Genomic DNA, 23,559 nt, shown 5'->3' with positions numbered 1-23,559 from the left:
CAGCACTCTACGAGGGCGGAAGTACCCTCGGCGAAGCAGTCCGTACGTGAAGCGAGAAGAGAGCCGCCCCGTGTCGCACCCCCTCCTCGATCTGCCCCCGCTGACCGCCGACCGCTTCGCGGCCATCGAGCGGCGCGTGGCCGCGCTGCTCGCCACCGAGCAGGACGTGGTGATCACGCAGGGCGAGGCGCTGCTGCCGCTGGAGGGCTGCATCCGCGCGGGCGCGCGGCCCGGTTCGACCGCCCTGAACGTGATCACCGGGCCGTACGGGCAGACCTTCGGCAACTGGCTGCGCGACTGCGGCGCGACGGTGGTGGACCTGGAGGTGCCGTTCCACACCGCGGTGACGGCCGACCGGATCGGCGAGGCGCTGGAGCGGAACCCGGAGATCGACTTCGTGTCGCTGGTGCACGCGGAGGCGGCGACCGGCAACACCAACCCGGTCGCCGAGATCGGTGAGGTGGTACGGGCGCACGGCGCGCTGTTCCACCTGGACGCGGTGGCCTCGGTCGGCGCGGAGCCGGTGCTGCCGGACGCCTGGGGCGTGGACCTGTGCGTCATCAGCGCGCAGAAGGCGATGGGCGGCCCGGCGGGGGTCTCGGCGGTGTCGGTCAGCACGCGCGCGTGGGAGCGGTTCGCGGCCAACCCGGCCGCGCCGCGCCGCTCGTACCTCTCCCTGCTGGACTGGAAGGAGCGCTGGATCGACGCCGGCCGCACGGCGCTGCCGCACGCGCCCGCGCAGCTGGAGATGCTGGCGCTGGAGGCGTGCCTGGAGCGCATCGAGGCGGCGGGCCTGGACACGCTGATGGCCCGCCACGCGTCGGCCGCGGCGGCCACCCGCGCGGGTGCGCTCGCGCTGGGTGGCGGCCTGGAGCCGTACGTGTACGAGGCGAAGGACGCCGCCCCGGTCGCGACGACGCTGCGCGCCCCGGCCGGGGTGGACGCCGCCGAGCTGGTGGCCGCCGCCCTGGCCGCCGACCCGTCGCTCCCCCTGGCGGCGGGCGGCGGGGCGCTGGCCAAGGAGATGGTCCGGGTCAACCACTACGGGCCGGACGCCGACCGGGCCGTGGTGGAGGCCTCGCTGACGGCCCTCGGCGCCGCCTTGACCGAGCTGACCGGCTCGGCGGCGGACGTGCCGGCCGCCCGCCGGGCGGTCACCGCGACATGGACCTGACGGCGGCACCGGTCACCGCCCCGACGGGCACCGTCCGTGCGGTCACCGCACCGTGGACGTGACCGCCCCGGCGGCTGCCGTTACGGTGGGCGCCGCCGCGCGCGGGCGCCCGCCCCGGCGCTCAACGGACCGCAGACGTGACCGCCCCGGCCGGCGCCTTCCCCGTGGCCGTACCGGTGGGCGCCGTACCCGTGGGCACCGTACCCGTGGGCACCGTCCCCGTGGGCGCCGTACCCGTGGGCACCGTACCCGTGGGCGCCGAGCCCTTGGGGGGCGTCCCGGCAGGGGGTGGGGGCGTGGTGGTGGTTGCCAGGGCTTCCAGGAGGGCTTGGACCGGTGGGGTGGGTGGGCGGCCCGAGGGGATGGCCAGGGAGACCGGGACCGTGAGGTCCGGCAGCGTACGGAAGGTGATCCGGGGCATCGGCGGCAGCGGGCCCACCGGGTGGAACAGCGCCCACGACGGCTCCGGGTGGGCGGCCAGCTCGGTGAGCGTGTCCTGGAGCGTGGTGAACGGCGGCCCGGGCGTCCACTCCGGCAGCGCGGCCGTGACCAGGTCGTGCAGGGCCGGGTCGGCGGCGCGCGGCGCCAGCCGCAGGGGCAGCCGCGCCAGCCGGTCGAGGCTCGGGGCCTCGCCCTCCGCGAGGCCGAGCGCGAGCGCGTGCGAGGCGGGCAGCGCGGCGACCAGCGGCTCGGACCACAGCGGGTGCAGGGCCACGCCGTCGGCCCGCCGCAGCGTGCGTACGAGGGCGGCGTCGAACGTTCCGGAGCGTACGGCCGCGAGGCGGGCCTCCTGGGGCGCCCGCTCCAGCCGTACGCGCAGCCCCGGGCGGCGCGCGGCCAGGGTGTCGAGGGCGCGGTAGACGCGGTCGGCGAAGGCCCGGGTGGTGCCGAGCCGTACCAGGCCCTCCGTCCCCGCGGTGATCCCGGCGGCGGTGTCCCGCACCCGGGCGGCCGCGGCCAGCGCGGCACGGGCCTCGGGCAGCAGCCGCTCGCCGGCCGCCGTGAGGCGCACCCCGTGCCGTACGCCGTGCCGGTCCGAGCGGTCGAACAGCCGCAGCCCCAGCTCGTGCTCCAGCCGCGCGATCTGCCGGCTCACCGATGCGGGGACGGTGTGCAACCGCTCCGCGGCCCGTCCGAAGCCGAACTCCTCGGCGACCGCGACGAAGTACTCCAGCTGACGCAGCTCCACTCCTGGCCCCCACCCATCGCCGTTGATGATCACTGTGCTGGTCAACCGCTTCCCTGTCCCGTCTTCTTCCCGTACCGCCGTGGCGCCTACGCACATGTAGGCACAGGTACGGGGCAAGAGGCCGGAACGACTCAACCGGCGGGGGCGGCGGCCGAGCGGGAGCATCGCCGAAATGGCGAACACGGAATGGACCGGGAATACTTCACCGAATTCCTGGCACTGCTTTAGGGAGGGCACCTTCCCGGGCAGCTTGCCCCATTCTTCTGCCCCGTATCCCGGACCCTAAACGCAAAGATTTCATAAGGATTCGGCGGGCAATTCGGGCAGGTGTCAAGCCGGTTACTCCAGTGTGACCGACTCCACATCACGCCCGTTTTGCGCGTACATATCCGGGCAAATATCGGCGTTCGGCGAGCGGTCGCCCGTTGATCTCGCGCCCGCGCGATAACACAGGTCAGGCGCTCACCCAACCCCTCACCCCGATGCAATTTCAGAAATTGCTGGGTAAGTTCAATCCGCATGACCGCCGCACAAGCAGACCTTGCACGTGCCCGAAACGAATTCCGCCGACCGGCCACGCCGGCCATCGGTATCGACACCCCGCGAGTGGAGGACGGAGCCGCGATCTGGCGCATTGCCCGCGACTCCGAGGTCCTGGACCTCAACTCCTCGTACAGCTATTTGCTGTGGTGCCGCGACTTCGCCGCCACCTCACTGGTGGCGCGCGGCGCCGACGGAGAACCGATCGCCTTCGTGACGGGGTACATCAGGCCCCAGCGCCCGCACACCCTCGTCGTCTGGCAGGTCGCCGTGGACCACGACCACCGTGGCCAGGGGCTGGCCGGCGTGCTGCTCGACGCGCTGACGGCGCGCGTGGCCGGACAGGGCGTCCACACCGTGGAGACCACGATCACGCCGGACAACACGGCGTCGGACCGGCTCTTCACGGCGTACGCGGAGCGCCGTGGCGCGTCACTGGAGCGTGAGGTCCTCTTCAACGGGGGGCTGTTCCCCGAGGGGACGCACGAGCCCGAGGTGCTCTACCGCATCAGCCCCGTCGCCTGAACGCGCCACCGACCGAACGCCGCCCGACACGCCTGAGACACCCGCACCGAGGAGACGAACCGCTGTGACCATCACCCCGCCCGCCCTGAGTGTCTTCGAGACCCTTGAGTCGGAGGTGCGCAGCTACTGCCGCGGTTGGCCCGCCGTGTTCGACCGTGCGCAGGGCGCACGCCTCACCGACGAGGACGGACACACCTACCTCGACTTCTTCGCCGGCGCCGGCTCGCTCAACTACGGCCACAACAACCCCGTACTGAAACGCGCCCTGCTCGACTACCTGGAGCGCGACGGCATCACCCACGGCCTCGACATGGCGACGACCGCGAAACGCGCGTTCCTGGAGTCCTTCCAGAACGTGATCCTGCGGCCGCGCGACCTGCCCTACAAGGTGATGTTCCCGGGCCCGACCGGCACCAACGCCGTGGAGGCCGCGCTGAAGCTGGCCCGGAAGGTGAAGGGGCGCGAGTCGATCGTGTCGTTCACCAACGCCTTCCACGGCATGTCGCTCGGCTCGCTCGCCGTCACCGGCAACGCGTTCAAGCGCGCCGGGGCCGGTATCCCGCTGGTGCACGGCACCCCGATGCCGTTCGACAACTACCTCGACGGCCAGGTCCCGGACTTCCTGTGGTTCGAGCGGCTCCTGGAGGACCAGGGCTCCGGCCTGAACAAGCCGGCCGCCGTGATCGTGGAGACCGTGCAGGGCGAGGGCGGCATCAACGTCGCCCGCGCCGAGTGGCTGCGCGCGCTGCGGGCGCTGTGCGACCGCCAGGACATGCTGCTGATCGTCGACGACATCCAGATGGGCTGCGGCCGCACGGGTGCCTTCTTCTCCTTCGAGGAGGCGGGCATCACCCCGGACATCGTCACCCTGTCGAAGTCCATCAGCGGCTACGGCCTGCCGATGTCGCTCTGCCTGTTCATGCCGGAGCTGGACGTGTGGGGCCCCGGTGAGCACAACGGCACCTTCCGCGGCAACAACCCGGCCTTCGTCACGGCCACCGCCGCGCTGGACACCTACTGGGCCGACGGTCAGATGGAGAAGCAGACCATCGCGCGCGGCGAGCAGGTCGAGCAGGCGCTGCTGGCGATCTGCGACGAGAACTCCGCCTACGGCGCCCACTTCCGGGGCCGCGGTCTGGTGTGGGGCATGGAGTTCACCGACAAGTCGCGTGCCGCGGCGGTCTGCGCACGCGCCTTCGAGCTGGGGCTGCTGGTGGAGACGTCGGGCCCGCAGAGCGAGGTCGTCAAGCTGCTGCCGCCGCTGACGGTCACGCCCGACGAGCTGGACGAGGGGCTGCGGACGCTGGCCCGCGCGGTCCGCGAAACCGCCTGAATCTTTCCCGTACGAAAGGAAGTTGCACCACCGTGATCGTCCGATCGTTCAAGGACATCGAGAACACCGAGCGCCATGTGAAGGCGGCCTCTGGCACCTGGGAGTCCAAGCGCATCGTGCTCGCCAAGGAGAAGGTCGGCTTCTCCCTGCACGAGACCGTGCTGTACGCGGGGACCGCGACCTCCATGTGGTACGCCAACCACATCGAGGCCGTGCTGTGCGTCGAGGGCGAGGCCGAGCTGACCAACGACGAGACGGGCGAGACGCACTGGATCGAGCCGGGCACGATGTACCTGCTCGACGGCCATGAGCGCCACACCCTGCGCCCGAAGACCGACTTCCGGTGCGTGTGCGTGTTCAACCCTCCTGTCACCGGACGGGAGGACCACGACGAGAACGGTGTGTACCCGCTGCTGACCGAGGAGGGCTGAACAATGCAGGATCTCTACCCCACCCGAGGCGCGTCCGAGGTCGTCACCCCGCGCCAGGACCCGGTCGTCTGGGGGCCGGTGTCGTCGCCGGAGCTGGCGTCGTTCGAGCGTGACGGCTTCCTCGCCGTCGACCAGCTGATCACGGACGACGAGGTCGCCGTCTACCGGGCGGAGCTCGACCGGCTGGTCACCGACCCGGCGGTCCGCGCCGACGAGCGCTCGATCATCGAGCCGAAGTCCCAGGACGTACGGTCGGTCTTCGAGGTCCACCGGATCAGCGAGGTGTTCGCCCGGCTGGTGCGCGACGAGCGCGTGGTGGGCCGGGCCCGCGAGATCCTCGGCTCCGACGTGTACGTCCACCAGTCGCGGATCAACGTGAAGCCGGGCTTCGGCGCCTCCGGCTTCTACTGGCACTCGGACTTCGAGACGTGGCACGCGGAGGACGGGCTGCCGCGGATGCGGACGGTGTCCGTGTCGATCGCGCTGACCGAGAACCTCGACACCAACGGCGGCCTGATGATCATGCCGGGGTCGCACACGTCGTTCCTGGGCTGCGCGGGCGAGACGCCGAAGGACAACTACAAGAAGTCGCTGCAGATGCAGGACGCGGGCACGCCCTCGGACGAGGCGCTGACCAAGTTCGCCGACGCGCACGGCATCCGGCTGTTCACCGGCAGGGCCGGCTCGGCGACCTGGTTCGACTGCAACGCGATGCACGGCTCGGGCGACAACATCACGCCGTACCCGCGCAGCAACGTCTTCATCGTGTTCAACAGCGTGGAGAACACGGCGGTGGAGCCGTTCGCGGCCCCGGTCCGGCGACCGGAGTTCATCGGCGCGCGGGACTTCACGCCGGTGCGGTGACCCCGCTGCCGGGGGTCCGGGGGTCGTCCCCCGGGAGACGCAGCATCGGCGCGCGGGACTTCACGCCGGTGCGGTGACGCGTCCGGCACACACGCGGAGGGGCGGGACCGGGGTGCGGTCCCGCCCCTCGCGGGTGCGTCGGCGCGGTGCTGTCCGCAGGGGTGCCGTCAACGCGGCGCCCTCGGCGGCGTGCCGTCAGCGGTGGCGGAACCAGTTCGCGGCCGGCAGCAGCCTGCCGTCGTAGTCGAACACGGCCTGGTTCTCCCAGGCGTTGCCCGACGCCGGGTCGGCCGGGTCCCAGCCGCTGCCGGTCACCGCGGTCCAGGCGGGCTCCCAGTAGACGACGCCGAGGCCCCGGCCGTTCGGCACGGCCTCGACGACGTTCATCACGTCCCGCAGGTTGGCGGCCTGGCCCGCCGGGGTCGCCGGGTAGCCGGGGGCCAGAGTGTCGGCGGTGGCGACGTTGTTCTCCAGGAAGTCGTCGTTGGCGAGCGTGTGCGCGTACGCCGTCTCCGCGACCAGCACGGGCTTGCCGTACCGGGCGGCGGTGTCGTCCAGGTTGGCCTGGAGGCCCGAGAGCGGGCCGTGCCAGTAGCCGTAGTACGACAGGGCGATGACGTCGAAGGGCACCTTGTACGCGACGGCCTGGTCGAACCACCAGCGGGTGCCCGCGTTGTCGCCGCCCTTCGCCAGGTGCAGGGCGACCTGCGTGGAGGACGAGACGGCCTTGGCGGCGTTCGCGCCGGAGGTGACCAGCCCGGCCAGCTGCGACCAGTTCGACGTGCGGCCCTCCTCCCACAGCATCCCGGCGTTCAGCTCGTTGCCGATCTGGACCATGTCGGCCGTGGTGCCCTGCGCCTTGAGGGCGCCGAGGACGTCGTACGTGTGGTCGTACACGTCCTTCCTCAGCTGCTCGTACGTGTGCGAGGACCAGGCCGCGGGCTTGTACTGCTTGCCGGGGTCGGCCCAGGTGTCGGAGTAGTGGAAGTCCACCAGGACCTTCATGCCCTGGGCCTTGGCGCGCTTGGCCATGGCGAGGACCTTCGCCTTGTTGTTGTAGCCGTCGGCGGGGTTCACCCACACCTTGAGGCGTACGTAGTTCATGCCGGCCGCCTTGAGGATGGCCATCGCGTCGCCGCTCGTGCCGTTCGCGTACCGGTAGGACGCCCCGTACGCCTCGTTCTTCGGGAGCGTCGACAGGTCGCCGCCCTTGATGGCGAGGCCGGTCGTCCCGGGCGTGAAGGTGACGTCGTCGAAGTTGGCCCACTGGCCCGCGTGCGCGTCGGAGTTGAAGCTCACCGTGCACTGGCCGCCGGTGACCTTGACGGAGGTCACGATCCGTATCCAGGCGCCGTTCGCGGTGGGCGGCAGGTCGGTGCGCTGCTCGGGGCTGCCGCAGTTGCGCAGCGCGATGTACGCGGCGTTCTGCCCGCCGCTGGAGCGGACGCGGGCGCTCAGTGTGTACGTACCGTCCGTGAGACCGGACAGGTACTGGTAGGTCTCCACCTTGTAGGCGCCGGAAGCCCAGTGGGAGAGGCGGGTGCTGCCGCTCGCCCCGCCGGCCTCGGTGAACGAGGCGCTGTTCTGGCCGGTGGCGGAGTAGGTGGACCAGCCGGTGGCGCCGCTTTCGAAGCCGGGGTTGGTGAGCGTGGCCGCGGCGTCGGCCGTGGTCGCGGGCAGCCCGGCGAGGAGCAGGCCCGCGGCGGCGATGACGGCGGCCGTGGCCGCTCTGGTGGTGCCGTACATGTCGCGTCCCTTCGACGATGTGTGTGGCGTTGCGGGGGTTACGCGAGCCGGACGACGCAGACCGCGCCCGCCGGGACGGCGAGGTGGCCGGCGACGGGCTCGCCGCTGAGGAGTTCGGTGCCGGGGGCGTCCAGCGGCACCTTGGCGTCGTGCGCGGTGTGGTTGAGGGCGAACAGGTAGGTGCCGCTGTCGCCGGTGCGGCGCACCACCTCGACGTCGCGGGGCAGGTCGGTGCGTGGCGCGATGCCCGCGTCCTCGCAGGCCGCGCCGATGACCGCGTCCAGGGCGGGCGGGGCGAGGCGGGTGGAGACGTACCAGGCGGTGCCCTTGCCCAGGCGGTGGCGGGTGACGGCGGGGTGGCCGGCGGCCGGGCCGTCGGCGTACGTCCAGATGGTCTCGGCGCCGCGCGGGACGACGAACTCGGTCCACACGTCGCCGGTCAGCGCCCCGTCCCCGGCCGCCTCCGTGATCCGTACCGTCTCGCCCTCGCCCAGCGGCGACCACTCCTCCACCGTGAGGCCGAGGACGTCCCGCAGGGCGCCCGGGTACGCACCGGGGTGGACGGCGTCGTGCTCGTCGACGATGCCGGAGAAGTAGGAGACGACGAGGGTGCCGCCGTTCTCGACGTAGGCGCGCAGATTGCGGCCCGCGGCCTCGGTGGTGAGGTACAGAGCGGGGACGACGACCAGGGGGTGGGCGGACAGGTCGGCCTCGGGGTGGGCGAAGTCGACGGTGAGGTGCCGGTCGTAGAGGGTCTCGTAGAAGCTGTCGGCGCGCTCGCGGGCGTCGTGGTCCCGGCTGGGGCGCCACTCCAGGTTCTGCGCCCACCAGGAGTGCCAGTCCCACACCATGGCGGCGTCCGCGACCGTCCGCGTACCGCGCAGCTCGGCCAGGGCACCGAGGTCGGCGCCGAGCTGGACGACCTCGCGCCAGACGCGGGAGTCGGTTCCGGCGTGCGGCACCATCGCGGAGTGGAACTTCTCGGCGCCGCGCCGGGACTGGCGCCACTGGAAGAACATGGCGCCCTCGGAGCCGCGTGCGATGTGGGCGAGGGAGTTGCGGGCCATCTCGCCGGGGCGCTTGGCGGGGTTGCGCGGCTGCCAGTTGACGCCGCTGGTGGAGTGCTCCAGCAGCAGCCAGGGGGCGCCGCCGGCGACGGAGCGGGTGAGGTCGGCGGCCATGGCGAGGTTGACGTGCGTACGGCGGCCGTCGGTGATCAGGTAGTGGTCGTTGGTGACCAGGTCGACCTCACGGCCCCAGGCCCAGTAGTCGACGCTGTCGCACTGGCTGAGCGCGGTCATGAAGTTGGTGGTGACGGGGACGCCGGGGGACAGCCGGTGCAGGATGTCCCGCTCCATCGAGAAGTTCTCGCGCATGGTGGCGTCGGCGAAGCGGCGGTAGTCGAGCGCTTGGGCGGGGTTGCCGACGGTGGGCGTGGCGCGGGGCGGGTCGATCTGCTCGTACGCGGTGTAGTGCTGGCCCCAGAAGGCGGTGCCCCAGGCGTCGTTGACGGCGTCGATCGAGCCGTAGCGGGCGTCCAGCCAGCGGCGGAAGTGGTCGGCGCAGGTGTCGCAGTAGCAGGCGCTGACCGGGACGCCGTACTCGTTGTGGACGTGCCACAGGGCGAGGGCGGGGTGGGCGCCGTAGCGGCGGGCGAGCTGTTCCGTGATGGTCGCGGCGGCGGCGCGGTACGCCGGTGAGCTGTGGCAGATGGCGCCGCGCGAGCCGAAGGCGTACCGCGTGCCCTCGCGGGTGACGGGCAGCGCGTCGGGGTGGGCGCGGTAGAACCAGGCGGGCGGGACGACGGTGGGCGTGCCGAGGTCGGCGCGGATGCCGTGCTCGTGGAGCAGGTCCAGGAGCCGGTCGAGCCAGCCGAAGTCGTAGGCGCCGGGCTCGGGTTCGAGCCCGGCCCAGGAGAAGATGCCGACGCTGACCATGGTGACGCCGGCCTCGCGCATCAGCCGGACGTCCTCCTGCCAGATGCTTTCCGGCCACTGTTCGGGGTTGTAGTCCCCGCCGTAGGCGAGCCGGCGCAGGCCTCTGGGAGTGGTCTCCGGCATGGGGTTTCTCCTGGTTCCTCGGGAAAGCTTCCCACCGCGTTCCGAACAAGTGGGAACGTGCACACACTCGGCGTGCCGTCGGAACGCAACATAACCGCACAGCAACAACCATTGACAAGTGTCTGGGATGTTTCTCTACTGTGAACGCTCACAGAAGCATGGCAGGCCTCCCACTACGGCGGAGGCCGCCCCCCTCGGTCAGGGAGAAGCCCCCATGCCGCACGCGCTGCACCGCCGCGTTTCCGCCATCGCCATCGCCACCGCCGTCGCCCTCGGCGCGACCGCCCTCACCGGGTGCGGGTCGTCCTCGGACGACGGCGGGGGCGCCGCATCCGGCCCCGTCTCGCTCACCTACTGGGCCTGGGCGCCCGGCATGGACAAGGTCGCCGCCCTGTGGAACAAGAAGCATCCGGACATCACCGTCACGGTGAAGAAGCAGGCCTCCGGCGACGACCTGGTCACCAAGATCATCACGGCGGCCAAGGCGCACCAGGCCCCCGACCTCGTCCAGGCCGAGTACCAGGCGCTGCCGACCCTGGTCAGCAATGACGCCCTCGCCGACATCTCCAAGGAGGCCGGCGACGCCGAGAAGGCGTACGCGCCGGGCGTCTGGCAGCAGGTCACGCTCGGCACGGACGCCGTGTACGCGCTGCCCCAGGACTCCGGGCCGATGATGTTCTACTACCGGGCCGACCTGTTCAAGCAGTACGGGCTGACCGTCCCCACCACCTGGGACGAGTTCGCCGCCACCGCCCGCGCCCTGAAGAAGAAGGCCCCGGACAAGGCGCTGACGACCTTCTCCTCCAACGACTCCGGGCTGTTCGCCGGACTCGCCCAGCAGGCCGGCGCGAAGTGGTGGACGACCGAGGGCGAGAAGTGGAAGGTCGGCATCGACGACGCCGCCACCAGGAAGGTCGCCGGCTTCTGGGGCGGCCTGGTCAAGGAGGGCGCCATCGACAACCAGCCGATGTACACCCCGGCGTGGAACAAGGCGCTCAACACCGGCAAGCAGATCGCCTGGGTGAGCGCGGTGTGGGCGCCCGGCACCCTCACCACCGCCGCGCCCGACACCAAGGGCAAGTGGGCCATGGCCCCCCTCCCCCAGTGGACCGAGGGCACGAACACCACCGGCAGCTGGGGCGGCTCCACCACCGCCGTCACCACCGACTCGAAGCACAAGGCCGCCGCGGCCAAGTTCGCCACCTGGCTGAACACCGACCCCGAGGCGCTGGCCGCGCTGGTGAAGGAGAGCGGCATATACCCGGCCGCCACCGCCGCCCAGACCGGCGGCGCGCTCGCCACCGCCCCCGCGTTCTTCGCCAACCAGCCGGACTTCTACACCCGCGCCGCCGAGATCGCCGAGGGCACCGCGCCCGCCGCCTGGGGCCCGAACGTCAACGTCGCGTACACCTCCTTCAAGGACGAGTTCGGCAAGGCCGCCAAGGCCAGGTCCGGCTTCGACGCGGCCCTGACCGCGATGCAGCAGGCCACGGTCGCGGACCTGAAGAAGCAGGGCTTCGAGGTCGCCCCGTGACCAGCACGCGCCGGAAGGCGTACGGGGTGCAGGGCGCCCCGTACGCCCACCCGTCTCCCACCACCACCCTGAAACGAGCGCGAAGCGCCCCCTATCTTTTCCTCCTCCCTGCCACGGTCCTCTTCACGCTCTTCTTCGCCCTGCCCATCGGCTACGCGGTCTGGCTCAGCCTGCACAAGATCGAGGTCCAGGGGCTGGGCCTCGGCAGGGGCGCCCGCGAGGAGGTCTGGGCGGGCCTGGCCAACTACACCGCCGCGCTCACCGACTCCGAGCTCGGCCGAGGCGCGCTGCGCATCCTCGGGTACGGCGCGATCGTCGTCCCCGTGATGCTCGGCCTGGCGCTGCTGTTCGCGCTGCTGCTGGACACCGAGCGGGTGCGGGCGCGGTCCTTCTCGCGGCTCGCGATCTTCCTCCCGTACGCCATCCCCGGTGTCGTGGCGGCGATGCTGTGGGGGTTCCTGTACCTGCCCGACGTCAGCCCGTTCCACTACGTACTCGACGCTCTCGGCCTGCCCCGGCCGGACCTGTTGGACGGCGGGCCGCTGTTCCTGGCGCTGTCGAACATCGCCGTGTGGGGCGGCACCGGGTTCAACATGATCGTGATCTACACGTCGCTGCGGTCCATCCCGGCGGAGGTGTACGAGGCGGCGAAGCTGGACGGGGCCACGCCGCTCCAGATCGCGCTGCGCATCAAGGTCCCGATGGTGGCGCCGTCGCTCGTACTGACCTTCTTCTTCTCGATCATCGCGACGCTCCAGGTCTTCAGCGAGCCGACCACCCTGCGCCCGCTGACCAACGGCATCCCCACCACCTGGAGCCCGCTGATGAAGGTGTACAACGACGCCTTCGTGGGCGGGAACGTGTACGCGGCCTCGGCGACCGCCGTCGTCCTCGCGGTGGCGACGTTCGTGCTGTCGTTCGGCCTTCTGAGGGCCTCCAACTCCGGAAGGAAGCAGGGACGTACCCGATGACCGACCTCACCGCTCCCCCGCTACGCACCGCGCCCCCGGCCGCCGGAACGTCCCGGGGCCGGCCCGTCCCCGGGGCCTCGCGCCCGCGCCGGACCGCCCTGCTGCCCACCGCGGCGCTGCTGCTCGGCGCGCTGTACTGCCTGCTGCCGGTCGCCTGGGTGGTGGTGGCGGCCACCAAGTCGGGTACGGAGCTGTTCTCCACCTTCACCTTCCTGCCGGGCAGCGGCTTCGGCGACAACCTGGCCGACCTGGACGCGTACCGGGACGGGATCTACTGGCGGTGGATGGCCAACTCGGCCTTCTACGCGGGCTTCGGCGCCGTCCTGTCCACGGTCGTGTCGGCCGTCTCGGGGTACGCGCTGGCGATCTACCGGTTCCGCGGACGCGAGGCGGTCTTCAACGTCCTGCTCACGGGCGTACTGATGCCGCCGGTCATCCTCGCCATCCCGCAGTACCTGCTGCTGGCGAAGGCCGGTATGGCGGACACGTACCTGTCCGTGCTGCTGCCCCTGGTCCTGTCCCCGTACGGCGTCTACCTCGGCCGGATCTACGCCGAGGCGGCCATCCCCATGGAGCTGGTCGAGGCGGGCCGGATGGACGGGGCGGGCGAGTGGCGGATCTTCTGGCGGATCGCGGTCCCGATGATGTCGCCGGGGCTCGTCACGATCTTCCTCTTCCAGTTCGTGGCGATCTGGAACAACTTCCTGCTGCCGTACATCATGCTCGGTGACGACGAGAAGTTCCCGATGACGGTGGGGCTCTACACCCTGCTCGCGCAGGGCTCCGCGACGCCGGCGCTCTACACGCTGGTGATCACCGGTGCCATGCTGGCGGTCGTCCCGCTCATCGCCCTCTTCCTGGTCATCCAGCGGTTCTGGAGCCTGGACCTGCTGTCCGGGGCCGTAAAGTCCTGATGACACGAGGGGAACGCAGAGCATGAGCCGCAGCACCGAGGGCAGGCGTCGGCCGCCGACCATCCATGACGTGGCCCGGGAGGCGGGGGTCTCCCGCGGCACCGTCTCGCGCGTCCTCAACGGCGGGCACTACGTCAGCCCCGCCGCCCAGGACGCGGTCAACGCCGCGATCCGCAAGACCGGTTACGTCGTGAACCGGCACGCCCGCTCGCTGATCACCGGCAAGTCGGACTCGGTGGCGTTCCTGCTGACCGAGCCGCAGGAGCGGTTCTTCGAGGACCCCAACTTCAATGTGCTGCTGCGGGGCTGCACCCAGGCGCTGGCCGACCAGGACATTCCGCTGCTGCTGATGATCGCGGGCACGGCCGACGAACGCCGGCGCAACCTGCGGTACATCGAGGCGGGCCATGTGGACGGGGTGCTGCTGGTGTCCAGCCACTCCGGCGACCCGGTGGTGACGCAGCTGCGCCGGGCGGACGTTCCGCTGGTGGCGTGCGGGAAGCCGCTCGGCCAGACGTCGAAGGTCAGTTACGTCGCGGCCGACGACCGGGAGGGCGCGCGGGAGATGGTGCGCCATCTGTACGCGACGGGCCGCCGCCGCATCGCCACGGTGACCGGCCCGCCGGACACCCCGGGCGGGGTGGAGCGGCTCGCGGGGTACCGGGAGACGCTGGCCGAGTGCGGGCTGCCGGCCGACGAGGGGCTGATCGTGCCGGGCGACTACAGCCGGGCGAGCGGCGAGGCGGCGGCCGGGCTGCTGCTGGAGCGGGCGCCGGACGTGGACGCGGTGTTCGTGGCGTCGGACCTGATGGCGCAGGGTGTGCTGGACACGCTGGCGCGGGCGGGGCGGCGAGTGCCGGAGGACGTGGCGGTGGGCGGTTTCGACGACTCGCCGGCCGCGGTGGCGTCCCGGCCACCGCTCACCACGATCCGCCAGCCGTGGGACCGGATCAGCGCCGAGATGGTGCGGATGCTGCTGGCCCGCATAGGCGGGGAGGAAGCCGCCGCGGTCATCCTCCCCACCGAGCTGGTACGCCGCGAGTCGGCGTGAGGCTTCGGGCTCAGCCGACCAGCGCCGGGTAGTCCGTGTACCCGCGGTGGTCGCCGCCGTAGAAGGTGGCGGTGTCCGGGGTGTTGTACGGGCCGTTGGCCTTCAGGCGGGCCGGCAGGTCGGGGTTGGCGAGGAACAGGGCGCCGAACGCCACCATGTCGGCCGTGCCGTTCTCGATCAGCGCGAGGTCCTCGGCGCTGGTCGGGCCCTCGGTGGCCGGGTTGAGGACGAGGGTGCCGGAGAACCGCTTGCGCAGGCCAAGGGTGAGCTCCCGGGAGGCCGGGGAGCTCTCCAGGACGTGCAGGTAGGCGATCCCGAGCGGCTCGAGGGCTGCCACCAGCGCGGTGTACGTCTCCTCCGGCTCGGGCTCGTCGATGTCGTTGAACGGGTTCCCGGGCGAGATCCTGAGGCCGGTGCGCTCGGGACCGATCTCGGCGGCGACGGCCGTGACGACCTCGACGGCGAAGCGGATGCGGCCCTCGGCGGAGCCGCCCCAGGCGTCGGTGCGCACGTTCGTGTTCGGTGCCAGGAACTGGTGGATGAGGTAGCCGTTGGCGCCGTGCAGCTCGACGCCGTCGAACCCGGCGGCCACGGCGTTGCGGGCGGCGGCGACGAAGTCGGCGATGGTGTCCCGTACCTCGGCGTCGGTGAGCTCGCGCGGGGTGACGAAGTCCTTGGGGCCGTCGGCGGTGTAGACCTGGCCCTGGGCGGCGACGGCGGAGGGGGCGACCGGGTGGAGGTCGCCGGGCTGGTCGGCGAGCAGGTCGGGGTGGCCGATGCGGCCGGCGTGCATCACCTGGGCGAAGATCCGGCCGCCCTCGGCGTGCACGGCGTCGGTGACCTTGCGCCAGGCGGCGGTCTGCTCGTCGCTGTGCAGGCCGGGGGTGTCGGGGTAGCCCTGGCCGACCGGGGAGGGCTGGACGCCCTCGGTGATGATCAGGCCGGCCGAGGCGCGCTGCGCGTAGTACTCGGCGGTGAGGTCGGTCGGGACCCGCCCGGCACCGGCCCTGCTGCGGGTCATCGGGGCCATGGCGATGCGGTTGGCGAGCTGCGTACCGGACAGGTCGATGGGGTCGAAAGCAGTAGTCATCGTAAGGCTCCCAGAACATATGTGGTCGGCCAAGCATTTCTGCCTGACGCCACTGTAGCGCATTCGTTGGCCGACCAAGGTAAAATTGGAATCGTCATCCGGACGCCCACAAGGAGACCCCGATGTCAGCCCCCCAGCACTCCGAGGCGGGCGCCGAGACCGCCGCCTGTACCGACGCGCTGCCCCCCGGCGCGCTGTCCCCCGACGCACTGCCCCCTGAGGCACTGCGGCCCGACGCACTGCGGCCGGACGCGCTGTGCCCCGACGCGCTGCCCTCGGCGGCACGCGGCGGCCCCATCAGCCACACCCTGGCGCGGGTGGCCCGGCTGCACCGCATCACGGCCGGCAAGTTCCTGAAGGCGGCCGGGATCTACCCGGGCCAGGAGTTCGTGATGATGTACCTCTGGGACGCGGGGCCGGTCCGCCAGTCGGAGCTGATCAAGGTCGTGGACCTCGACCCGTCGACGGTCACCAAGATGCTCCAGCGGCTGGAGCAGACCGGACACGTACGCCGCTCACCCGACCCCGCCGACCGGCGGGCGGTCCTCGTCGAGGCCACCGGCGCCAGCTGCTCGCTGCACGCGCAGGTCAGCGGCGCCTGGGCCGGCCTGGAGGAGCACACGCTCGCCGGGCTCGACGCGCCGGAGCGCGCCGAGCTGGCACGGCTGCTGGGCAAGGTGGAGGCCAACCTGTGCGGCGAGGCCGCCGGCTGTCCCGGCACTCAGGACAGGACGTCCAGCACGCGGTCCACGTCGGCGGCCGAGTTGTAGAGGTGGAAGGCGGCACGGAGGTTGCCGGCGCGGGCCGAAACGGCGACGCCCGCCGCCGCCAGCTCGGGCTGCCGCCCACCCAGGCCCGGGACGGCGACGATGGCCGACTCGCCCGGCACCGGGTGGTGGCCGAGGCGGACCAGGCCGTCACGGAAGCGGGCGGCGAGCGCCGTGTCGTGGGCGTGCACGGCGTCGACGCCGATCTCGCCGAGGAGCGCCAGAGACTGCTCGGCACCGTGGTACGACAGGAACGCGGGCGGCTCGTCGAAGCGGCGGGCGGTGTCGGCGAGCCGGGCGGCCGGACCGTACGGATCGCTCAGGTCGTCGGCGGCGAACCAGCCCGCGTGGATGGGCACCAGGGACTCCTGGGCCTGCTCGGTGACGGTGAGGAACGACGCGCCCCGCGGGCACATCAGGAACTTGAACGCCCCCGTCACGGTGTAGTCGTACGCCCCCGCGTCCAGCGGCAGCCACCCGGCCGCCTGGCTCGCGTCGACAAGCGTGCGGGCCCCGTGCGCGGCCGCCGCCTCCCGTACCGCGGCCAGGTCGGCGACGCGCCCGTCCGCCGACTGGACGGCCGAGAAAGCAACGAGCGCCGTCCCGGGCCGTACCGCGTCCGCCAGGTCCTCCAGCGGCACGAACCGCGCCTTGAGGTCCCCGCGCACCGCGAACGGCGTGATCAGCGAGCCGAAGTCGCCGTCCACGAACAGCACCTCCGCCCCGGCCGGCAACGAGTTCGCCACCAGCCCCACATGGACGGCGACCGAACTGCCCACCGCGACCCGGTCCACGCCCACCCCCACCACCCGCGCGAACCCGCGCCGCGCCCCGTCCACGGCCTCGAAACTCCCCGACCCGCCCGCCGTCCCCGCGGCGACCCCCTCCGCCAGTGCCGTCACGGCGGCCACGGTACGCCGGGGCAGCAGCCCGCAGCGGGAAGTGTCCACGTACGTCTGCGCGGGCGCGAACTCGTCGCCGCCGAGAGGGGTTTCCATGCCCCTACCCTGCGCGCGGGCAACGCCCGGGTCAACACGCCCCGTCCACACCACAGCCCGCCACCGCCCCCACGTCGCCGTGTGACGACAAGGTCCCCGACTGCCGCTGATCCGGCATTGATGTTCCTGCCACCCCCACAGCCAGGAAAGCCCGTTGCCCGCACGACACGACATCGACGCCGAACGCGAACTCTGGGACGCCTTCGCCGAGAGCACGAAGAACACGATGTTCGAGCCCGACCCCGTGTTCTGCTGGACCCAGTACTCCGGCCACGGCCCGGGCCCGAAATTCTCGGCACGCCGACAACCGCCCTCGAAATCGGATGCGGCACCGGGCGGGCACTCGCCTACCTGGCACAGCAGGGGGTCAAGATGACCGGCCTGGACCTCTCGCCCTCATGGTGGCGAACGCCATCGAGCGGTGGGGACCGTTGGGGGCGCGATTCGTATGTGCCGAAGTCCTGGACCATCTCCGCGAGAGCACCGAGACGTACGACGCCATCCATTCCGTCTTCGGCGCGGACTGGCTCGCCGATCCCGCCAAGCTCCTGCCGCTCGTCGCGCAGCGACTCAACCCCGGTGGCATCTTCGCGTTCTCCCACCCGCCCGCCATTCCCGGGGCGTACGGCCCACAGGGCATGTACAGGTATCGGTAGGGCTACACCCCGCGCAGGTGGGCCGGCTTCCTGCTCGAAGCCGGGTTCACGGATCCGGACGTACAGATCCTCGACGCTCCCACGCCCGGTCACATCGGCACCCTGATCGCTCGCGCCACCAGGCCGTAGCCACTGCCCCTTCGCCCCGTCCAAGCGGTCTCCCCGAGCCGCGTGGGCGGGGATCATTCCCGCTCGTACCTCAGGAGCACCACCCCGTTGCCGAAGGCCCGCGTCTCGACGAGCCGCAGGCCGGTCTCGGTGTCCGCGTCCTGGAACAGGGGCTTGCCCCGGCCGATGAGGACGGGGTGGACGTAGACGCGGTACTCGTCGATCAGGTCGTGCCGCCTGAACGCGGCGGCGAGGTCGGCGCCGCCGAGCGCCAGGCCGCCCGGATGGTGCGTTTTCAGCGCCGCGATGTCCTCGGGGTCCACGTCCCGGATGACGGTGGCGTTCCCGCCGGCCTCCTGCAGGGTGCTGGAGAACACGTACTTGGGCTTCTCCCGCCAGATCCCGGCGAACTCCCGCATGGGCCCGGTGATGGCGGGATCGGAGTCGGCCGTCGACCAGAACCCCTCCATCAGCTCGTAGGTGACGCGCCCCTCGACGAAGGCGCCCATGCCCGCGAGCTGCTCGTTGAAGTGGCTGTGCAGTTCGTCGTCGACCCGGTGCCAGTCGAGCTCACGGTGCGGCCCCTCCATGAAGCCGTCCAGGGACACCGACATGAACAAGACGATCTTTCCCATCGCGATACCTCGCCTCCTGTGCTTGCGGATTGCGTACGGATGCGCACGCGGTGTCAGTGGTGGCCGATACGGTCGGTGTACTGATCGAAAGGGCGCTGCCGTGAGCTATCACCTGCATTTCCGTGCCGTGCCGGAAGGCGATGTACGGGACGACCTCGCCTGGCTGGAGTCGTTCATGTCCGCGGCCTGGGACGACCATCCCGCCGAGTACCGGGCGGGCCTCGCCACGTCCATCGAGAAGGACTTCGGCCTTGTCGACCAGCTCTACGCCACGGCCGGGTGCGTGGACCGGGAGCTGCCCGTATACGGCGGCCGCCCGGTCGAGTATCCCGACGGTGACCGGCCACCCTTCCTCGTCCTCCCGCCGGACCAGGTGCGGTCGGCGGCGGACTTCCTCGCCGGTGCGTCGTTCGAGGCCCTGTGGGAGACGGCCGGGGACAAGATACGCGCGGTGTTCGCCGGGTGGGACGAGGCGGTGGTGAAGGAGATACTCCTCGGCCACCACCGGGACCTGTGCGCCTTCTACCGGCGCACAGCCTCGGCCGGCCATGCCGTGGTCAAGGCCGCCTGGTTCTAGGCGGGGGCGGTGGTGGCGGTGGTGGCCACGTAGTAGACGTTGAGCGGGTCCCCTTCGACCGACCGGACCTGGATGTCCGTGAAGCCCGCCTCGCCCAGCATGCGGCGGGCGGTCTGCTCGCCCCAGACCGTGCCGAGGCCGGCGCCGCCGGTGCTCAGGGAGGTGGTCATGCAGTAGAAGACGGAGAAGCCGAAGAGGGCGGGTCCGAAGGGGTGGTCGACGTTCTCCTCCAGGTTGCTGGAGGCGGCGATGTCGCCCATCAGGAAGGTCCCGCCGTCGCGGAGGGACGCGGCGATGGCGTCGAGGGTCTGCTGCGGCCGGGCCAGGTCGTGGATGACGTCGAAGGCGGTGATCAGGTCGTACCGGCCGGGGATCTCGGTGGAGTCGGCCACCGTGTAGCGGAGATTGTCCAGGGAGAGCCGCTCGGCCTCCCGGCGGGCGGCCGCGATGCCGTCCTCCGACCGGTCGAGGCCGTGGAAGCGGCTGCGTGGGAATGCCTGGGCCAGGACGAGCGGGGCGTGGCCCTGGCCGGTGCCCACGTCCAGGACGTCGATGCCGTCGCGCAACCGCTCGGTGAGGCCCGGGACCAGCGGGACGATCGTGTCGACGAGGGCCGCGTCGTACACACGGGCCGTCTCCTGGGCCTGGAGCGCCTGGAAGCGGGGGTACGCCTCGTACGGGACGCCGCCGCCGTCGCGGAAGGACGCGACGACCTGCTGCTCCACCTCGCCCATCAGGGCGATGTAGGGCATCATCCCGGCGAGGTTGTCGGGCCCGGCGGCCGTGGTGAGCGAGGCGGCGTGCTCGGGCGGCAGCGTGTACGTCGCGCCGTCCGGCTCGTACTCCACGATGCCGCCGACGACCATCCCGCCGAGCCACTCGCGTACGTACCGCTCGTCGAGGTCCGCCGCCTGGGCGATGCCGGCGCTGGTGGCGGGAGGCAGGGCGCTCATGGTGTCGAACAGGCCGGTCTGGTGGCCGACGCTGATGAGGAGGGCCAGCACCCCCTTGTTCAGCACGTCGACCATCAGCTCGGTGAAGGCCTCCTGGCGGGCAACGTCCGGGGTCGTCATGGTCCTCCTCAGAAAGGCACGCTTTAATCTTGTTCGTCACGTTACGCCGCGATCGGGCCCGGAACCTCACGGCGCGGTGACGGCGAGCCGGAGCGCCACTACCGGGGCCCGGGGGTGGTTGCGAGGCGGGTGAAGGTGGCGCGGTAGGCGCTCGGGGTCAGGCCGGTGCGGCGCACCATGTGGGCGCGCAGCGAGTCGGCGGTGCCGAGGCCGCACGCCCGGGCGACCTGGTCCATGGGGAGTTCGGTGGTCTCCAGGAGTTCCCTGGCGCGCTCGACGCGCTGGTGGAGCAGCCACTGCAGGGGGCTCATGCCGCTCTCGGCGTGGAAGCGGCGAGTGAGGGTGCGGACGCTGACGCCCGCGTGCCGTGCCAGGTCGTTCAGGGTGAGCGGCCGCACCCGCATCCGGTGGTGCCGCTGGGGCTGTTCCGGTCCACGACGGTGGCGGTGGCGGTGGCGGCCGGGTCGGCGGCGAGCGTCGCCTTCTACGGCATGGTGTTCGTCTTCAGCCTCTTCTTCCAGCAGGTGCGGGGGCTTTCACCGCTGGGCGCGAGGCTGATGTCCCTGCCGATGACGGGGCTCCTCGCGGCCGTGAACGTGCTGTCCGCGAAGGTCGCCGCGCGGCACGGTGCCCGGCTGCCGATCGTGGCGGGCCAGGTCGTCGCGATCACCGGGATGCTGCTGCTCCCGCTGTACGTGGACGACGCCACGCCCCTCGCCCTGGTGGCCGTGCTGCTGGTGCCCCTCGCGCTGGGCTGCGGCCTCGCCCTGCCACCGCTGATCGCCGCGATGATGGAAGCGGTCCCCGCGGAACGGGCGGGTACGGCGGCCGGGTTGCTGAACGCGGTGCGGCAGACGGCGGGGGCCTTGAGCATCGCGGTGTTCGGGTCGCTGGTGGCAGGGGGGTTCGTGCACGGGATGCGTGTCAGTCTCGTCCTGAGCGTCGTACTGATGACGCTCACCGCGCTCGCGTCCACCCGCCTCGCGCCGGGTTCCGGTACCGGCCGGGAGCGGTCCGGTACCGGCCGGGGGCCGTCCGGTACCGGCCGGGGGCCGTCCGGTACCGGCCGGGAGGCATGGGTCAGGAACCGTCGCGCAGGCCGTCCGGCCAGCTCGGGCGGTACGCGATCCGGTCGAAGGTGACCACGCACCCCTCCCCCACCGGCGACTGGGCCATGAACCCGACCAGCGCCGCGCCCGCCCGCTCCTCGTCGCCGAGGGCGAAGATCCGGACGAAGGTCCAGTGCTCGCCGTCCGTCGAGGCGTGGAACGCGAACGCCCTGCCCGTGCGGCTGACCCGCAGCCACACGCTGTCGCCCTCCACCACGAAGGAGTTGGCGTCGTCGGAGTGGCCCCGGGTGACGACCGTGCAGACGGTCGGCCGGTCCGGGGACAGCTCCAGGCAGAGCTTGGCCCACTCCCGCTCCCCGACGTGGACGTACAGCACGCCCGCGTCGAAGGCGGCCGCCAGGTCGGCCCTCACGCGGGCGATCAGCTGGAAGTCGCCCTCCGGCGCCGCGCCGAGCAGGCGCGGCGCGTCGGAGACCGGGTCCAGCGCGTCGCCCGTCGGGGGGACGAAGCGGTCCTGGCGGGGGCCGGCCCAGCCGGTGAGCACCCCGTCCTCGTAGGACCAGCCGGCGTCGGGGCCGTACGCCCGTAGCGGGAAGGGGAGTTCGGGCAGCTTGAGATCCATGGGGGTCAGTGTTCCAGCCGCCCGTCGACGCGGCGGGGAAGACCGAGCGGGTTGTCGTCGCGCAGCTCGGGCGGGAGCAGCGCCTCGGGGGTGGACTGGTAGGTGACGGGCCGCAACCAGCGTTCGACGGCGGTGGAGCCGACGGAGGTGGAGGTGGAGGTGGTGGCCGGGTAGGGGCCGCCGTGGTGCTGGGCGGGGGCGACGGCGACGCCGGTGGGCCAGCCGTTGACGAGGACGCGGCCGGCGAGCGGGGTGAGTTCGGCGAGGATCTCGGCGCCGCGGCCCGCGCCGGAGGCCTCCTCCGAGGAGAGGTGGACCGTGGCGGTGAGGTTGCCGGGGAGGCGGGACAGGACGGCGGCGACCTCGTCGTCGCCGTCGTACCGGGCGACGACCGTGACGGGGCCGAAGCACTCCTCCAGCAGCAGGTCGTGCGCGCCCTCGGTGGCCAGCCTGGCGGCGGGCACGGTCAGGAACCCGGGGCTGACGGTGTGCTCGTCGCCGGCGCCGGGGGCGACGGGGGCCTCGACGTCGGGGAGCGCGGCGCGCTCGGCGACGCCCGCGACGAAGTTGTCCCGCATGCGGTGGTCGAGGAGCACCCCCTGGGCTACGTCCTTGACCGCGCCGGCGAGGGAGGTGACCAGTTCGTCGCCGTCCGCGCCGGTGGGCGCCAGCACCAGGCCCGGCTTGACGCAGAACTGGCCCACCCCGAGCGTCATCGACCCGGCGAGCCCGGTCCCGATCTGCTCGGCGCGCTCGGCGGCGGCCGCCTCGGTGACCACGACCGGGTTGAGGGAGCCGAGTTCGCCGTGGAAGGGGATGGGCACGGGGCGGGCGGCCGCCGCGTCGAAGAGCGCCCGCCCGCCGCGTACCGAGCCGGTGAATCCGGCGGCCGCGATCAGCGGGTGCTTCACGAGCGCGACGCCCGCGTCGAAGCCGTGGACGAGGCCGACGACGGCCTGCGGGATGCCGTGGTGTGCGGCGGCCTGACCGAGGACGGCGGCGACCAGCTCGGAGGTGGCCGGGTGGTCGGGGTGGGCCTTGACGACGACGGGGCAGCCGGCGGCGAGCGCGCTGGCGGTGTCGCCGCCGGGCACGGAGAAGGCGAAGGGGAAGTTCGAGGCGGAGTACACGGCGACGACACCGAGCGGCACCTTGTAGCGGCGCAGGTCCGGGATGGGCGGGGTGGCGGTGTCGTCGGGGTGGTCGATGATCACGCCGAGGAAGGCGCCCTCGTCGACGATGTCGGCGAAGGCCCGCAACTGGAAGCAGGTACGGGCCAGTTCGCCGGTCAGGCGGGGGGTGCCGAGTGCGGTCTCGGCGTCGGCGGCCGCCACCAGCCGGTCCCTCGCGCCGTCGAGCAGATCGGCGGCGGTACGCAGGAAGGCGGCGCGCACCGCGCGGTCGGCGAGGGCGCCCCGGGCGGCGTGCGCGGCGCGTACGGCGCGGTCGACGTCCTCGGCCGTGGCTTCGACGGCAACCTCTTCACGCCGCTTCCCGGTTCGGGGGTCGACACTCCAGACTTGTGCTGCTGACACCGCTACGTCCTTCCCGCCTTGCGTGGTTGTTCGGTATTCTGAACAGCGTTCCTGATGATGAATGGGACTCTATTAACGGGCGCGGCGTGTTTACAA

Annotated in this window: 21 protein-coding genes and 2 pseudogenes; 13 read left to right on the top strand and 10 right to left on the bottom strand. The window is 72.0% G+C overall.

Annotated features, from left to right (window positions below; translation table 11 throughout):
- The first annotated feature begins 70 nt into the window (after positions 1–70).
- The gene (locus AMK26_RS06300) at positions 71–1,174 is read left to right on the top strand and encodes an aminotransferase class V-fold PLP-dependent enzyme (protein WP_073752750.1); all 1,104 of its coding nucleotides are present in this window, start codon (positions 71–73) and stop codon (positions 1,172–1,174) included.
- A gap of 121 nt (positions 1,175–1,295) precedes the next feature.
- Here AMK26_RS06300 and AMK26_RS06295 read toward each other — a convergent pair whose 3' ends face one another.
- Positions 1,296–2,408 (bottom strand): LysR family transcriptional regulator, encoded by a 1,113-nt coding sequence (locus tag AMK26_RS06295; protein ID WP_241837797.1) that lies wholly within the window; start codon positions 2,406–2,408, stop codon positions 1,296–1,298.
- A 474-nt stretch (positions 2,409–2,882) separates the two neighbouring features.
- Here AMK26_RS06295 and ectA point away from each other — a divergent pair, with 474 nt between their 5' ends.
- The 4 genes from ectA (at position 2,883) to thpD (ending at position 6,056) form a co-directional block, all read left to right on the top strand.
- A complete protein-coding gene (gene ectA, locus AMK26_RS06290; RefSeq protein WP_198943995.1) occupies positions 2,883–3,428 on the top strand; it encodes a diaminobutyrate acetyltransferase in 546 nt (181 codons plus the stop codon).
- A gap of 64 nt (positions 3,429–3,492) precedes the next feature.
- Complete coding sequence (gene ectB, locus AMK26_RS06285) at positions 3,493–4,761, top strand: diaminobutyrate--2-oxoglutarate transaminase (protein WP_073752746.1); 1,269 nt, start codon at positions 3,493–3,495, stop codon at positions 4,759–4,761.
- A gap of 32 nt (positions 4,762–4,793) precedes the next feature.
- Positions 4,794–5,192, top strand: a complete 399-nt coding sequence (locus AMK26_RS06280) for an ectoine synthase (protein WP_073752744.1) — start codon at positions 4,794–4,796, stop codon at positions 5,190–5,192.
- A 3-nt stretch (positions 5,193–5,195) separates the two neighbouring features.
- Positions 5,196–6,056 carry an ectoine hydroxylase gene (gene thpD / locus AMK26_RS06275; protein ID WP_073752742.1) on the top strand — a complete coding sequence of 287 codons (861 nt, stop codon included), beginning with the start codon at positions 5,196–5,198 and terminating at the stop codon, positions 6,054–6,056.
- 195 nt (positions 6,057–6,251) lie between these two features.
- Here thpD and AMK26_RS06270 read toward each other — a convergent pair whose 3' ends face one another.
- Together AMK26_RS06270 and AMK26_RS06265 are read right to left on the bottom strand one after the other, a co-directional pair.
- The gene (locus AMK26_RS06270) at positions 6,252–7,802 is read right to left on the bottom strand and encodes a glycoside hydrolase family 53 protein (RefSeq protein ID WP_073752740.1); all 1,551 of its coding nucleotides are present in this window, start codon (positions 7,800–7,802) and stop codon (positions 6,252–6,254) included.
- Positions 7,803–7,840: 38 nt separating this feature from the next.
- On the bottom strand, positions 7,841–9,862 hold the full coding sequence (locus AMK26_RS06265) for a beta-galactosidase (protein ID WP_073752738.1): 2,022 nt from the start codon (positions 9,860–9,862) through the stop codon (positions 7,841–7,843).
- 214 nt (positions 9,863–10,076) lie between these two features.
- Here AMK26_RS06265 and AMK26_RS06260 point away from each other — a divergent pair, with 214 nt between their 5' ends.
- Genes AMK26_RS06260 through AMK26_RS06245 form a run of 4 tightly spaced genes read left to right on the top strand, consistent with a single transcriptional unit; the run spans position 10,077 to position 14,332 of the window.
- Positions 10,077–11,396 carry an ABC transporter substrate-binding protein gene (locus tag AMK26_RS06260; RefSeq protein WP_073752736.1) on the top strand — a complete coding sequence of 440 codons (1,320 nt, stop codon included), beginning with the start codon at positions 10,077–10,079 and terminating at the stop codon, positions 11,394–11,396.
- Entirely contained in the window at positions 11,393–12,367 is a 975-nt protein-coding gene (locus AMK26_RS06255; RefSeq protein WP_079277451.1) for a carbohydrate ABC transporter permease, read from the top strand. Before AMK26_RS06260 ends, AMK26_RS06255 begins: the two co-directional genes overlap by 4 nt.
- On the top strand, positions 12,364–13,281 hold the full coding sequence (locus AMK26_RS06250; RefSeq protein WP_073752734.1) for a carbohydrate ABC transporter permease: 918 nt from the start codon (positions 12,364–12,366) through the stop codon (positions 13,279–13,281). The genes AMK26_RS06255 and AMK26_RS06250 overlap by 4 nt, the downstream gene beginning before the upstream one ends.
- A gap of 22 nt (positions 13,282–13,303) precedes the next feature.
- Positions 13,304–14,332 carry a LacI family DNA-binding transcriptional regulator gene (locus AMK26_RS06245; protein ID WP_073752733.1) on the top strand — a complete coding sequence of 343 codons (1,029 nt, stop codon included), beginning with the start codon at positions 13,304–13,306 and terminating at the stop codon, positions 14,330–14,332.
- Positions 14,333–14,342: 10 nt separating this feature from the next.
- Here the strand turns inward: AMK26_RS06245 and AMK26_RS06240 are convergent, their stop codons facing one another.
- Positions 14,343–15,422 carry an alkene reductase gene (locus tag AMK26_RS06240; RefSeq protein WP_073752731.1) on the bottom strand — a complete coding sequence of 360 codons (1,080 nt, stop codon included), beginning with the start codon at positions 15,420–15,422 and terminating at the stop codon, positions 14,343–14,345.
- Between the two features lie 122 nt (positions 15,423–15,544).
- Here AMK26_RS06240 and AMK26_RS06235 point away from each other — a divergent pair, with 122 nt between their 5' ends.
- The gene (locus tag AMK26_RS06235) at positions 15,545–16,192 is read left to right on the top strand and encodes a MarR family winged helix-turn-helix transcriptional regulator (protein WP_198943994.1); all 648 of its coding nucleotides are present in this window, start codon (positions 15,545–15,547) and stop codon (positions 16,190–16,192) included.
- Here the strand turns inward: AMK26_RS06235 and AMK26_RS06230 are convergent.
- On the bottom strand, positions 16,144–17,187 hold the full coding sequence (locus tag AMK26_RS06230) for an aminotransferase class V-fold PLP-dependent enzyme (protein WP_073752729.1): 1,044 nt from the start codon (positions 17,185–17,187) through the stop codon (positions 16,144–16,146). The genes AMK26_RS06235 and AMK26_RS06230 overlap by 49 nt on opposite strands.
- A gap of 154 nt (positions 17,188–17,341) precedes the next feature.
- Between AMK26_RS06230 and AMK26_RS06225 the strand changes: the two are divergent.
- Positions 17,342–17,972, top strand: a pseudogene (locus AMK26_RS06225) (class I SAM-dependent DNA methyltransferase).
- Positions 17,973–18,025: 53 nt separating this feature from the next.
- On the opposite strand, the gene AMK26_RS06220 reads toward AMK26_RS06225, so the two are convergent.
- Entirely contained in the window at positions 18,026–18,586 is a 561-nt protein-coding gene (locus AMK26_RS06220) for a dihydrofolate reductase family protein (protein WP_073752727.1), read from the bottom strand.
- 100 nt (positions 18,587–18,686) lie between these two features.
- Here AMK26_RS06220 and AMK26_RS06215 point away from each other — a divergent pair, with 100 nt between their 5' ends.
- Complete coding sequence (locus AMK26_RS06215; RefSeq protein WP_073752725.1) at positions 18,687–19,163, top strand: DUF1877 family protein; 477 nt, start codon at positions 18,687–18,689, stop codon at positions 19,161–19,163.
- Here AMK26_RS06215 and AMK26_RS06210 read toward each other — a convergent pair.
- Positions 19,160–20,236, bottom strand: coding sequence for a class I SAM-dependent methyltransferase (locus tag AMK26_RS06210; protein WP_073752723.1), 1,077 nt, complete (start codon positions 20,234–20,236; stop codon positions 19,160–19,162). The genes AMK26_RS06215 and AMK26_RS06210 overlap by 4 nt on opposite strands.
- A 98-nt stretch (positions 20,237–20,334) precedes the next feature.
- Positions 20,335–20,631 (bottom strand): annotated as a pseudogene (locus tag AMK26_RS06205) (helix-turn-helix domain-containing protein); the annotation flags it as partial.
- Positions 20,632–20,646: 15 nt separating this feature from the next.
- Here AMK26_RS06205 and AMK26_RS06200 point away from each other — a divergent pair.
- The gene (locus AMK26_RS06200) at positions 20,647–21,378 is read left to right on the top strand and encodes an MFS transporter (protein ID WP_443333142.1); all 732 of its coding nucleotides are present in this window, start codon (positions 20,647–20,649) and stop codon (positions 21,376–21,378) included.
- On the opposite strand, the gene AMK26_RS06195 is transcribed toward AMK26_RS06200, so the two are convergent.
- Both AMK26_RS06195 and AMK26_RS06190 read right to left on the bottom strand, forming a co-directional pair.
- Positions 21,317–21,928, bottom strand: a complete 612-nt coding sequence (locus tag AMK26_RS06195) for a DUF1349 domain-containing protein (RefSeq protein WP_073752721.1) — start codon at positions 21,926–21,928, stop codon at positions 21,317–21,319. The genes AMK26_RS06200 and AMK26_RS06195 overlap by 62 nt on opposite strands.
- A gap of 5 nt (positions 21,929–21,933) precedes the next feature.
- A complete protein-coding gene (locus AMK26_RS06190) occupies positions 21,934–23,463 on the bottom strand; it encodes an aldehyde dehydrogenase (NADP(+)) (protein ID WP_073752719.1) in 1,530 nt (509 codons plus the stop codon).
- Positions 23,464–23,559 lie beyond the last annotated feature (96 nt).

Origin of the sequence: Streptomyces sp. CB03234, from assembly GCF_001905885.1 — a bacterium.
Classification (GTDB): Bacteria; Actinomycetota; Actinomycetes; order Streptomycetales; family Streptomycetaceae; genus Streptomyces.
The sequence above is the reverse complement of the archived record's forward strand: the minus strand, read 5'-3'. Positions and strand labels throughout refer to the sequence as shown.